The sequence below is a fragment of the Methylocystis sp. genome, from assembly GCF_051061225.1.
In the GTDB taxonomy this organism is placed as follows: Bacteria; Pseudomonadota; Alphaproteobacteria; order Rhizobiales; family Beijerinckiaceae; genus Methylocystis.
On record NZ_JBPFEB010000093.1, the window covers coordinates 1 to 12,147 of the forward strand.

Below are 12,147 nucleotides of genomic sequence, written 5' to 3' on the forward strand. Positions count from 1 at the left end.
TGACTTCATGAGAGGGTTCCCGAACGAAATTTGCAGAACGCAGACCTACGCCCCGAAAGGGGACGCCGTTCCGCCAGTGAAGCGAAACGGCGCCCCGCGTTTCAATTAGTGATGATGACCACCGACGGTGTTGCCGTTGGCGGTCAGCGCGCCGGCGAAGGAGTCGTCGACCGCAATGGCGTTGCCATTGAACGAGTCGTTGATCTTCGTCACGTCGACCTTGGTGACGTCGAGCGTGTTGCCGACATGGTCGAGCTTCAGGCCGCCAGCGACGCCGCCACGATCGGCGACGTTGACCGTCGAGTCGATGGAGATCTTCGACACCGAGGTGTTGTCGATGTGGGTGTTGTTCGAGCCGATCGTGACGATGAAGGCCGAGCCGCGGCCGCCATTGGCGTCGATGCCGTTGCCGATGCCGTCCTGCGAGGCGCCCGCGAGGGTGATCGACTTCTGCGAAGCCAGATTCGCCTGAAGCGCGCCGACCTTCGCGCCAGCCTCGGCCTCGTTGCGGCCAACGCCCACGCCAGCGTTGATGGGCAGGAAGTTGTGGTCCGCGTCCTGCAGAGCCACGCCCTGGCCAGCAACAGCCACCGGGATCGCGATCGCGCCGGCGATGCCGCCCTGGTTGATTTCGTTGCTCGACAGAGCCACAGCCGCGTTCACCGCAATCACGTCAACGTGACCGCCGTTGCCGCCGTTGCCCGAGGCGACGATGCTGCCGATCGTGAAGGCGCCCGGATCGATGTCGACGCGCGCATGCTCCTGGTTGATGGCTTCACGGTCGAGATGGACGACGCCGCCGCCGACGAAGCCAGCGTTCTGCACGACCGCGCCGAGGTTGTTCACGCCGATGTTGGTGACGCTGCCGATGTTCACGCCGTTGGCGGAGGACAGGTTCGGGCCAACCTGAACGCCGACGTCGCCGGCGAAGGCCGGGGCCGCAAGAACGGTGGCAATCGCAACAAGAGAGAGCTTCTTCATGACAGGATCCCTTTGTAAGACTTTTTTCGCTGATGCGAGGGGATGACCATTTGCGCCGGCCATCTGCGTCGACAATAGATCGATCAGGGTCAGTTTCGTCTAGTGACAAAAGAAAATGAAACCGGGTTTCACCCAGGATGTGGCCATAATGTCACGACTTTAACAGTGAATGCGTTCCAATTTCAGGGGTGTGCATGCCGCTGAACGGCCGGTATCCAACTGATTTGCAGGGTGAAAATCCCACGGCCTGGGTCAGGCTGAACCTTGACAATTGAACGGGCAACGCCGGGCTGCCTCGTCAGCGTGCCTCTATGCCTTCTTGTTTTCCCGCAGCGCCCGCCGCATAAATTCGGGCAGCGTTGACCGGAGAACACGCCGTGACATTTTCCAAGGCAATTGCCGCATCTTCCCTAATTTTGTGCCTCCTTTGCGCCGAGGCGCCTTCGGCGATGGCCCAGGCGGACATGGGCGCGACCGGAATCGTCGTGCTGGAAGGCATGATTCGCCAACAAAACAGCCCCTGCGGCGACGGCTGGGCGCCGGATCCGCTCATGGGCCTGTTTACATTTCCCGGCTGCGTGGAGGTGATTGAGCCCGTGGCGCCGCGCGCGCCGATCGCAAGAAGGAAGCGCGCAAGATCGTAACGTCTCGGGTCGCGAGCGAAAGGCGCTGCGTGATGGACGCAGCGCCTCCCTGTCGCGCCTGCTCGAGCGTGGCCTTAGGGATCCTGACTCTTCTTGTTGGGCAGCGGAGCCTGCCACTCTGGCGGCGCTGTCGTGCTCCTGCCAGATGAGAACATCCGCTTCCTCGGCGGAAGTCTTCCAGCCCGCGCGCCTGCATGACTCTGCGAGCGCCGCCCTTCGGCCGCACGCCCGCCCCTTTCTGAAGCGTCCACATCATTTGCCGATTCGGCGGACAAGGACGGCCTGATGCTGGCCAAGGTCTTCTGAACGTCCGCCACTGCGGCGGAAGGCTGGTTCGCTTCCAACTGCACTGCCGCCTGTCTCGCGTCCTCCGCGATGGGCAGCGTCGACTCCGCGGCCGGCGCGCTGGACCCGGCGTTCAAGGCGTCGACCGACTCCTTTGTCATTTCAATCTGGTTGGTTGTCGCGCGCGACGCGACATCAGGCAGTGTCCCGGAGACGATGGATGTCAGAAACACGATGATCCACACCGACGCAGCGCCAATCACGCCGAACTGAACCGTCTCGTCCTCCAGCGGACCGAACATCGCCCAACCCTGTCGCACCACCTTATTTGCAAACAATAGACATAACTTATGCAAATTAATGAACTGATAACCTATCCGGCCCGATCGCCGCTGCGACAGGTTGGCCGCGCATTCTCAAATCCTACTCTCCCGGCCGGCCGGACGGCGGACGCGAGCGTGTGAACGCGACGACGTCGTGATGACGATCCCATGCGTGCTCCTGATAAGACACGATGGCGCCGCTGCATCGTCTCACCACTTTCAACGTCCATCGTGGCGACGCCAGAGAGACCCCATAGTGCTGAACGTCGAGATCGGCGCCGGGGTAATCCGCGTAGCCGAAACCCGTCTGGAAATAAGACTCGGCCATCCGCCAGCCGGCGGCATTGTCGACGCCATAGGCCTCGCCCCCCTGAAGCAGAGACGTCACAATTCGCCCTGCCACATAAGGTCCATGCAAGGAAACGACAGCGACGCCTCTCTCTGTGAGATGCCGCAAGACGAACTCGAAAAACGCCGCAATCGCCCCCGCTGGCAGATGTGTGACCAACGAGCCGACCCAGATGAGATCAAACTGCCGGCCAAATGCAAGCGAGCTGAACTCCGCATGCGAGGAAAGTCCGTGCGCTCCAAAGGCGTCTGCACAGAACTCGACGCAATCCTGATCGATATCAGAGACGTAAAGCGCACTCTCCGGAAACGCCGCTTTCAGCGCCCGACTCACGCGTCCGTGGCCACAAGGCAAATCGAGGATGCTTTCAGGCGTCGGCAGTCCGCAGGTCTTGAGAGCCAGAGAGATGTTGGCGAGAGCCGACAGCCCGACCCCGAGGTAGTGGCCGTGATCCTCTCCTGCCAGCATCTGGTCACGCCCCGAAACAACGTCGAAGACATTGCGATAGGGATAGCTCACCGGAATACGCAGCCGCCGCGCCTTCACCGCTTTTTCTCCGCGTGGATGAGGTCAATCTGCTTCATGGTTATGACCTTTGCTCCTCTCGCCACCAGTTGTACAGAGACCATTTTCTTACTTCGAATGGGTCCGGAAACGCTTCCTGCAAATCCGGGCGCGCTCGATACAGGCGACGAAGCCTTTTGTCGATCGGCGCGCCGTTCGAGAAGAATCCATAAGCGAAATGATCCAGCGCGGGGTCGCGATGGCCATTGGCCGCCAGTTCCCTGCCGTAGGCGTCCCAGAGTTCGAGCGCTTCGATCTGTTGCCCGGCATATTTCAGCAGCATGCCTCGACCATCGCCACTGTCATAGCCTGTAAAGTGATAGAACCGAAGGCGCGCGCCGCCAGCCTCCAGCAGCCCGTCCCCGTTCCGTCTTATCGGACGGCGATGAATGTTCCAGGTCGCGACATTGCATCCCTTGTCGCGTACCACGTATACGCCATCAAAAAACGCGGGAGCGAGGTCCACCCATTTCTGATCCGTGAACAAGCCGTTCTGCGGATCGGCGAGGCAATGTCGCTCGAGTCGCGCCGACCACCAATCGATGAAGCGACGCCCCTGCCCTTTCATGCGGACGCCGAGAAACCCGAGATTGAAGACGCCGTGTCGCAAGACGCAAATCTCATTGTCGACGACCGCCTGCGGGTCAGATTCCGGATCGAGGAGATGAGGCGTCAGCACAATCTCGTGATGGTCAAGCAGCTCGGCGAGCGGCTGCAAGGGTGCGCAGACCAGGATGTCCGGATCGAGATAGATGAGACGGTCCTCGCCGTCGCGATCGGCGAGCAGCTTCGCCGCCGCGCCCTTGACGCCGGTGCAGAGTTCGACAACGTCATGCCCAAACGCCCAAGCCTTCCAGTTGGGGAGTCCGAGCTGATCGAGAGTCACCAGTTCATCGAAAGGCTCGGCAGACACATCGAATCCGGCCGGAGGCGTATCACAGAGAATGACGCACAGCCGCCAATCCGGATTGTGCCGCTTCAGCGATCGCCCGAGCACGCGCGCTTTCGGAAGATAACTCTTGGTAATCGACGTGTAGACCAGCATCAGAGCGCGCGCTCCTCTGCCGCTGTCACAGCGAAGCGCCGCCAGCAAGCCGCCAGCGATCGGAAGATTTCTTCAACAGGAGAGTCAGGCGCAATAACCATCCCTCGTTCGTAGCGCCGCACACGCCTGCCCTGCGCTCCGAGATCATGAGCAACGATGGGCATGCGCATCTCCATCGCCTCACTCAACGCATAGCAGAATGTCTCCGGCACGACGGAGCTGATGAACACAAGATTGATCCCATAAGCTTCCATGATGTCCGGAAGGCGCTGCGCCTCATAGGCTCCATGCACCTGCACGAAAGGATCCACGGTGGCGCGCACGTCGCCGATGACGACGATCGCGCAATCCAGACGCTTCATCCGGGCATGGCGTGCGAGCGAATTGACGACGTCCAATCCTTTCGCAAACGTCAGGGTTCCGAGTATGGCGATCGTTAGCCGGTCCCTGTTCAATATTCTGACAGGTCGCAGCGTCCGACTCGGGCGATGCGGCGCAATTCTGCGGATATGCGTCGGTATGTCGAATATGCGCGAGAGGATTTCCTCGCCGGTTTCGTCAAACACTCTGACTTCGTCACACAGGTCGATGAGCGACTGTGAGAGCAGGCGCCATGTCGACATCTGGAACGTTTCTCGCCATTCGGGAGCGATGTTCTCATTGAGACAGACGCATTCGCGGCATTTCACGGACTCGATGGCAGGAAGACCGCAGTATTTCTGGGACGCGTCGAGCAGATGTTGCGAGGGGCAGGCAAGAAGAAAGTCGTGCATCATCAGACGGACGGGCGCATCATTCCCTTTTCGCATGTTCTCGAGCGCGGCTACGAAGCCGCCGAGTTCGCGATAGATCCCGTAAAGCGAGTTGATAACGACCTCCTTTGGCCGGCATCGGGCAAAGGCCTGACCAAAGCTCTCTCCGGGCGCGCCGAGAAGAAAGCGCCTCGACCCCGGCCTGATCTCCTCGTACACAGGCCTGCCAAGCGTGGGATCTCGGTAAAGGCGAATGACGCTCCGATTCTGCGCCTGATATTCCGCGATCAGGCTCTGCAGAAAGATGTTCGCGCCGCCGCCGATATCGTGATCGATCATCAGCACGTCGCACGCCATATCGTCTCGAGCCCTCCAGGCGCCGGCTTCGTCGAAGAGGTCGCTGACATAGGGCGCTGAGTCCAGGTTTTCGTTCAGCGCGAAGATCGGGAAACGCCGCTCGATCGCATGCGCCATCGTGCCGTCAACCTGCCCCGACTCTTCCGGGAAATCTCCCCAGGCGAGACCAAGCCGGTTCATTGAGCGCATCACCTCGCCGCGCATCCAGCACATGGAGCCAGATGGAAAGGACGAATAGACCAGAGGATCGATCGCTTCCGGCCTGACGCCAATTCTCTTCAGAACGGTTTGCGCGGCAGAGGCATTGCCGCCAAGGCGCATGAAAGGCCGTACGGGCGCGTAGGTCGCAGGGTAGAGAACGCCGAGATTCGGCTTCGACTCAAACGTCCCGATCAGCGCGGCGACATTTTCCGGCGAGCCAAGCAGAGTCTCGATGAGATAATCCAGCCAGCCTGAAAGACGTTCGTTGTGAAGTGATTTCTTCGTGTGAAGGTGAAGGATGTACTCATAGTGAGCAAGCGCCTCGCCACAGGCGACAAGAAAGGGCGCAATGTCTCGCCCCCGGTTTTCCGTCACGATGATTTGCAAACGCTCGAGCCGGGGCATGGCCGAAAAAATGTGCTCGACCGTCTCCCGGCCGTTCGGATTCGTGATCGTCACGTAGAGATCAAATGGAAAGGGAATGTGAGCAAGCGCCCCGGCCAGCTTTGGAGCCAGATCAAGATAGAAAGCATGAACATGCACGGCGACGCGCGGCCAGTTTGGTCGTTTCGTGGGAGCGGGCGTCAAGGAAAGCGGCGCCAGCAACATCCGCCCAATGCTGGCTCGTTCGACGCCATGACCAAGTCGAACGTCATGCAGAAACGCAGCGAGCGGATCGGCGGCCTGCGTCTTCGTTGACAGGCCATAGGCGTGAGGATCGAAGAAGGGACCAGGCCGAAGGCCGGCGAAGCGACCAATCCTCAAGAAATGCGAAAGTGGCCGCTCCCCTTCGGGGATCAGGTGTCTGTGCGTCCGTTCATACCAGATCGGGTCGAAGATGAAATTGGGCTTTGCCCCAATGTCGTCTGACTCGACGAAGTGCAAAAGCGGATTGGCGTCGCCGTCGCCAAGATAGGCGTCCCGGCGCCACGACGTCTGAAAGTGCGGATGCGGATCACGGCCTTCGGATGCGCCCGCCTGCAGATAATGCGTCAGCGGATTGACCTTCGCCTGCGCAACGTCAGGATATTGGCGCAGATACCAGCCAGCATCGAACAGCGGATGCGGCGATCGCCCTCTCAGCCCGCCTTCCTCGACAAAATGCGTCAATGCGCAAGCGCCGGTCGCCGCGATTTCCGGGTTGTGTTCGACATACCATGCCGCATCGAACAGCGGGTGCGGATCAAGCCGCCCGGCCGCCCCTTTCTCCAGATAATGAAGAAAGGGATCATCCGCCGCGCCGTCCTGCGCGTAGCGCGCGGCGTACCATTCGGAGTTGAACAGCGGATGAGGACTTCGCCCTTCATATCTGCCAAAGCAGAGAAAATGGAGAAGTGGATCGCAGCGACGCCGCGCCACGTCAGGATATCTCTCAAGATACCATCGCGCGTCGAAGAGCGGGTGCGGATGACGGGCGCCCCGGCGAATGTAGTGGAGCAGCGGGTTGCCGACGCAGCCATACCGCCTGCGATACCAGAGCGCGTCCAGAAACGGGTTTGGCCGATACCCCAGCTTCCAGCCAATTTTCATGTAGTGGTGAAACGGATCGCTCGCGTCGCCATCCAGATAGCGTCGGGAGTACCAGTTCGCGTCGATGAACGGTTTCGGAGAGAGAAATTGGCGCACGACCCAGCCGATCGCCTTGTCCGAAGCCCGCACAGCGGTCTTGATGTGCGTTCGAGCTTTCACGACGCCTGTCCAGAGTCCCGATTGTCGACGGCGATTACGCCGGCCGGGACGTTATTGACGGAAAAAGCGTCGAATGGTCAAGTCTTAGTTATATTGGCGAACGCCACCATTCCGCCGTGATGGTCGCTCTTGATGGCGCAGGAATGGAAAGCGACGCCATCGCTCGAAGCCGTTCGCCGCAAAGCCGGATTGAGAGGGTCGTGGCAAGGAAACAGATCGTTACACTGGCGTTGACCGCCGTCTTTTCGCTGGCTTTGGGCGGCTGCGCGATGAATTTCCACACGCGCTGTCCCACGCCTGGCGTCTCTCCGCTTGCCTCGAATTGCCCCGCGCCGGACGAGGTGAACGGCCGGTGAAGCGAAGCGCGCCTGCGCCTATTGCGCTCCCGAGGGCCGATCGGGAAGGAACCAGAATGGTTTGCTGACTTCCTGCATCGGCCGCCCCTCTTCGCCGGGTTTTTTGCTGTCGCGGATCAAGGCCACCAGATCGGACCGCACTGCTGGGTCCGAGAGGAAATAGCTGTGTCCGATTAACCCGCCGCCCCCCTGCACGCCGATGAAATCCGCGGCGCCGGCGACATGCGGGAGCATGCGCATTTCATCGGGTTCGGAATGGGCGTCCAGCATGCCAAGCCGCAGCGCGCTCCCGAACAGAAAGGTGGACATGCGCAGCGCCCGGTCCGAGAGAGACGAATAGATCGTGAAATGCAGAGCGCCGGATTTGAAGACCTTCGATCGCAGTGGCGCGGCGCCGAACGGCATGTCCGGATCGGACGGGACGCCGAGCAGCCTGGACAGCGCGACATCGATATCAATGTCCGGCGCCGCCAGGATGATGTTCGCGATCCGCAAACGCGACCAAAGCGAGCCCTGCGCCACATAGCTTTCGATGTTGAGGTGCTGCAGCGCCGAGGTCAGCACGTCCGTGCCGCGGCTATGGGCGAGAAAGTGGATTTTCTGCAACCCCGGCGTGCCCGCGATCATGCGGATCGACTTGCGCACGTCGATCACGGCGAACTCGCCGGACTCGCGATCGACATTGTAACCGAACAGGATGCCCTTCGAACCGCCGGCCGGCCAGGTCAGCGCGACGCAGGTGAAATCCTCGGGGCCGAGATCGTTGCAAATCTGGCCGGTGGATTTCGCGGCGTCATCGAAACTGTTATTGTAACCATGTATGAAAACAACGACTTCCTTGCGCCGGGACGCGGCCACCCGCCGCTGCAGTTCGGCCTGCAACTGCGCAAGGGATTGCTCGTGGGCGGCAATCGTTTCCGAGGCGCGGCGCATGCCGCCGGGGGCGGGTTCGATATCATAGGGCGTCGCCGGGAAACGCCCGATTTCCTGTGGCTCGGCGACGACGGCCTCCGCCGCCTCATGGCCCGCAACCGTCACGGAGCCGAACGCCAGCGAATGGGAACGCCCGGCTCCATAGGAGTGCGCGCCGTTCTCATGAGTCACCGGAGCGCGGTTTGTCACGTAAAAAACGTCGACTGCCGGGCGGTTCTTGTGAGCGACGGCAAGGAAGCTGTCCGGCTGGGGCGAAAGGCAGGCCGAGAGCGCCAGCGCCGCCGCCGCGACGCTCGCGCGCGCCCATTGTGAAGGACGGCCGTTGTTCAGCATACGCTTCCTGCAAATAAGTCGGGAAACCAGACAGTAACTTGACGTAGCACATTTTGTTAAAAACATCGCCAGCAACCGCGCATCCGGGCGCCAGAAAGTTTCAAGGCATGATCGGCGCCCCCCTGCCCCGCGCTGGCGGCGGCGGTGGCGTTCCTGGGCGGCGGCGCCTAAAGTGCGGTCGAGGGCGGCGGGCGCCGGCTCGGATGACGCCGCCCGCGCCGCCTGGAAGGAGTTCGATCATGAGAAGCCTCGCCTTTGCGCTGACCTGCGCCGTAAGCTTTTGCTGGAGCGCGCTTGCCGTCGCGCAATCGCCTGTTCCCGCCGCGCCCGACTGCGCGGCGCAGGCTGTCGAAAAGAAGCTCGCGGGCGCGGCGCTGAACAGCTTCATGAAGAAGTGCGAGCGTGACGCCGCCACGGCTGGCTGCGAGGCCGCGGCGGCCGAGAAGAAACTCTCCGGGGCGGCGCGCGCCAGTTTCACCAGGAAATGCGTGAAGGACGCGACGCCGCAGCCGGCGGAGAAGTAACAGACCGTTGCATTCCGGCGACACCTCGCGACGAACGGAGTTCGCGACCAATTGCTCTGCTTGGCGCAACAGCCTGCGCAGCGCTAGCCTGTGACCGTTTTCAGGGGCGCATTTCAGGGGCGCGGCTCGTCTCCGCCAGCCGGGGGCGAGCCGCCTTTCCACAGTCGCGGGGGCTGCGTCATCGCGCGGAAAGCTCTTGAATTTTATCTGACTTGCCGCCAGACTGCGCATCTGCAGGCGTCAGGGCCTCCTTCTTCAGACCACGACTGCACAAGGAGGGAAACATGGATTTTCGTCCTTCAACCGATCGTGCCGGCCGCCCGCGCGGAGCCGAAGAGGGATCGACCCGGCTTCCGACCTTCGAAGATGACGGGCATGATTTCGATGGGCCGGCCTGGCATAGGCCAAGCGGCGTAACGGGTCGCCGTGACATTTGCCTTTCCGGACCGCGGCTGATCGATCTCGAGCGCCGCGCGCGTTTTGCGCAACTGCCGCTCGATCCACGCTGATCCTTTATGTCCGGCTGAGAAGCTCCGTCGAGCAAGAGGCCGAGCGGGAAGCCGCGAACGAGGGCTGGCGCTGTGCGAGTCTCCTTGTAGGGCGCCGGACGGAAGCCTCGGGATGGCCTGCCCTGGCCTGCCCCTCACCCAATCCCCGTAAACGGGGAGAGGGGATTGGGGCGCCCCTCCCTCTTCTCGGGGGAGAGGGCCGGGGCAAGCCGGAGGGCCGCCGTTGCGTCAAAGGGCTCGCCCGGGCTCCCCGCCGCCCTACCTCCTCGAAGGTCAAATCCTCGAAGGTGGGGGCGGAGATGCCCGCCAGGACGCCCGTCAGCCAGAAGACCCCGCGGGACGATCCCGCGCCCGGCACGCCCGGAACGGGCGAGGACATCTGCCCGGAATGTCACGGAACCGGGAAGGCCACCAACCCGGAAACGGGCGCGCGCGCGGACGCGCCCTGCCCGCGGTGCGACGGCAGCGGGCGCATCATCGAGGGCATTGGCGGCGGCTGAGTAGCGTTGACCGCAAGCGCGGCAGGCGCCAAAAATATTATTGTTGGAAATGCTTTAGCTAGCACAGGAGTTTTCTCGTGCCGCTTCGCCTTCTCGCGCTCGCCGTCCTGGCGCTCCCCCTGCTGGCCGCTGCACAGCCGGCGGCGGCTTTTGACGAAGCCGTGCTGACCTATTGCAAGGACGACGTCCAGCGCCTCTGCGCCGGCGTTCAGCCGGGCGGCGGCCGCATTCTGAAATGCCTGAAAGGTCACAAGGAGGAGATGAGCGTCGGTTGCGCGCAGGGGCTCGCGAAAATGAAGAAAGGCATGGGTCAGTAAGGCCTCCGCGCGCGGCGCGTTACAATCGCGTCGACTCGTCCAATGCGCCGGCCCGGAACGGCGTTTCAAACTCCGCGCCCACGCCGCCTTCGAAGTGACGGACAATGATGGCGGGCGTCGAACCGACGACCACGCTTTCCCCAATGTCGGGGCGGGCCTCGGTTTCGACGCCGGCGCCGGAGAGGGAGATATCCCGGATCTTGGCGATGATCTCCTGGCCGTCCGGCAACCGCAGCAGGGTGCGCTGCATCAGCGGCACGATGCGTTCGTGACGGCGATCCTCCGGCAGGCTGCAACTGTAACGGTTGGCAAACCAGGTGAGCTGGTCGGCCAGCCTGTCCCGCTTGGCCGGCGTCAGGGACATGGTGAGGGCGAAGCCTGTCTCGGTCTCCCGGACCGTCACGCCCGCGAACCGGCCGATCTGATCGAGATAAACCACAACCTTTTCCCCGACCCGGGCTTTCACCGGGGCGAACAGCATCATGTCCCCGGGTGACATTTCGAGCGTCTGGCAAGGGAATTCCCGCCGAGATTCGAGCATGTAGCGCCCGAACAGGGTCACGGGCACGCGCTGAAAGCGCCGCTGTGCGCGGACGTCTTGCAGGTAATCAGGTTCGGATGCGGCCATGTTTTCGCTGATTCTGGGCGTCGGGGACCTCCCTCAATACGTCCGCTTGCCTTAAGGATTGCTTACAAGCCATTGGATTCGATTGAAAACACTAGCTCTTTTCCGGATTGCAGACGACGAGCCGGGGTCGCGGGGGCGACGCGTCCCGTGAGGCGGCCGCGACGACGCGCGGCGCGTCGATCATGCGCATCGAGAGAAATTCGAGCGACCCCACGCGCATCTGCCCGATCGCCTCCGCGCCTCGCATGGGCGACAGGGACCCGAGCACGCGCGAATGCGTGCGGCCAAAATGCCGCAGCGGCAAGAGCAGGAACTCGATTTCCATTTCAACGTCCCCTGGCGCGCAGCCGCGCGCTCCGCCGACAAGCGGCGCGACGCCGTCGACGACGGACATGAGCGCCGCGTGAACGCTGCGTCGATCCTCGTTGCGCCAAAGGTCGAGGAACGACGTCCCCTTCAGATCGGCCAGCCAGAGCGCATTGACGCGCGCGCCTGCAACCCTCAGTGGAAACAATCCGTCCGCGTCCACCTCTATGATGAATGTGTCGGCCAAAATGGAACGTATGGCGAGCGGGTCGACGCTGGCGCGGTCCGGGGCCGCGCGCTCTCCACGCAGCGTGTTCCAGTAATTGAATAATTCCCGATTTATTGTGCGTCTCATGATCCTCGCCGTGCAAAGTCGATTGCGCCAGAATGAAACGGACGTCGCTTGCGCGGGCGTCCATGGCTTTACCACAGCATTGCACGTGCCAGTGGTAGAGCCATTAACCCTTTCTCAAGCGAAACCTTGCAGGCGGGCGGGCCGTGTGAGAGCTTTGCGGTGTGGAGCCGAGGGGGAACTGCTCCGGTCCCGGCCT

The 12,147-nt window shown here is 62.2% G+C and carries 12 protein-coding genes; 4 read left to right on the forward strand and 8 right to left on the reverse strand.

The features are described 5' to 3' along the window. Positions 1-105: 105 nt before the first annotated feature. Positions 106-981: a hypothetical protein gene (locus ACR652_RS15675; protein WP_434507411.1), complete on the reverse strand. Its 876-nt coding sequence runs from the start codon at positions 979-981 to the stop codon at positions 106-108. A gap of 449 nt (positions 982-1,430) precedes the next feature. Here ACR652_RS15675 and ACR652_RS15680 point away from each other — a divergent pair, with 449 nt between their 5' ends. Further along, on the forward strand, positions 1,431-1,625 hold the full coding sequence (locus tag ACR652_RS15680; protein WP_434507412.1) for a hypothetical protein: 195 nt from the start codon (positions 1,431-1,433) through the stop codon (positions 1,623-1,625). A 74-nt stretch (positions 1,626-1,699) separates the two neighbouring features. Here the strand turns inward: ACR652_RS15680 and ACR652_RS15685 are convergent, their stop codons facing one another. From ACR652_RS15685 to ACR652_RS15705, 5 genes are all read right to left on the reverse strand, one after another. Beyond that, on the reverse strand, positions 1,700-2,212 hold the full coding sequence (locus ACR652_RS15685) for a hypothetical protein (RefSeq protein WP_434507413.1): 513 nt from the start codon (positions 2,210-2,212) through the stop codon (positions 1,700-1,702). A gap of 121 nt (positions 2,213-2,333) precedes the next feature. After that, positions 2,334-3,128 (reverse strand): class I SAM-dependent methyltransferase, encoded by a 795-nt coding sequence (locus ACR652_RS15690; protein WP_434507414.1) that lies wholly within the window; start codon positions 3,126-3,128, stop codon positions 2,334-2,336. Between the two features lie 40 nt (positions 3,129-3,168). Then, complete coding sequence (locus ACR652_RS15695) at positions 3,169-4,191, reverse strand: hypothetical protein (RefSeq protein ID WP_434507415.1); 1,023 nt, start codon at positions 4,189-4,191, stop codon at positions 3,169-3,171. Next, complete coding sequence (locus ACR652_RS15700) at positions 4,191-7,190, reverse strand: rhamnan synthesis F family protein (RefSeq protein WP_434507416.1); 3,000 nt, start codon at positions 7,188-7,190, stop codon at positions 4,191-4,193. Before ACR652_RS15700 ends, ACR652_RS15695 begins: the two co-directional genes overlap by 1 nt. A 374-nt stretch (positions 7,191-7,564) precedes the next feature. Then, positions 7,565-8,812: an alpha/beta hydrolase gene (locus tag ACR652_RS15705; RefSeq protein ID WP_434507417.1), complete on the reverse strand. Its 1,248-nt coding sequence runs from the start codon at positions 8,810-8,812 to the stop codon at positions 7,565-7,567. A 239-nt stretch (positions 8,813-9,051) separates the two neighbouring features. Between ACR652_RS15705 and ACR652_RS15710 the strand changes: the two genes are divergently transcribed. The 3 genes from ACR652_RS15710 (at position 9,052) to ACR652_RS15720 (ending at position 10,662) form a co-directional block, all read left to right on the forward strand. Further along, positions 9,052-9,336, forward strand: coding sequence for a hypothetical protein (locus tag ACR652_RS15710; protein ID WP_434507418.1), 285 nt, complete (start codon positions 9,052-9,054; stop codon positions 9,334-9,336). 808 nt (positions 9,337-10,144) lie between these two features. Next, a complete protein-coding gene (locus ACR652_RS15715; protein ID WP_434507419.1) occupies positions 10,145-10,345 on the forward strand; it encodes a hypothetical protein in 201 nt (66 codons plus the stop codon). A 77-nt stretch (positions 10,346-10,422) separates the two neighbouring features. After that, the gene (locus ACR652_RS15720; RefSeq protein ID WP_434507420.1) at positions 10,423-10,662 is read left to right on the forward strand and encodes a cysteine rich repeat-containing protein; all 240 of its coding nucleotides are present in this window, start codon (positions 10,423-10,425) and stop codon (positions 10,660-10,662) included. Positions 10,663-10,681: 19 nt separating this feature from the next. Here the strand turns inward: ACR652_RS15720 and ACR652_RS15725 are convergent, their stop codons facing one another. Together ACR652_RS15725 and ACR652_RS15730 are read right to left on the reverse strand one after the other, a co-directional pair. Further along, positions 10,682-11,290 carry a PilZ domain-containing protein gene (locus ACR652_RS15725; RefSeq protein ID WP_434507421.1) on the reverse strand — a complete coding sequence of 203 codons (609 nt, stop codon included), beginning with the start codon at positions 11,288-11,290 and terminating at the stop codon, positions 10,682-10,684. 91 nt (positions 11,291-11,381) lie between these two features. Further along, the gene (locus ACR652_RS15730; protein WP_434507422.1) at positions 11,382-11,951 is read right to left on the reverse strand and encodes a PAS domain-containing protein; all 570 of its coding nucleotides are present in this window, start codon (positions 11,949-11,951) and stop codon (positions 11,382-11,384) included. Positions 11,952-12,147: the final 196 nt, after the last annotated feature.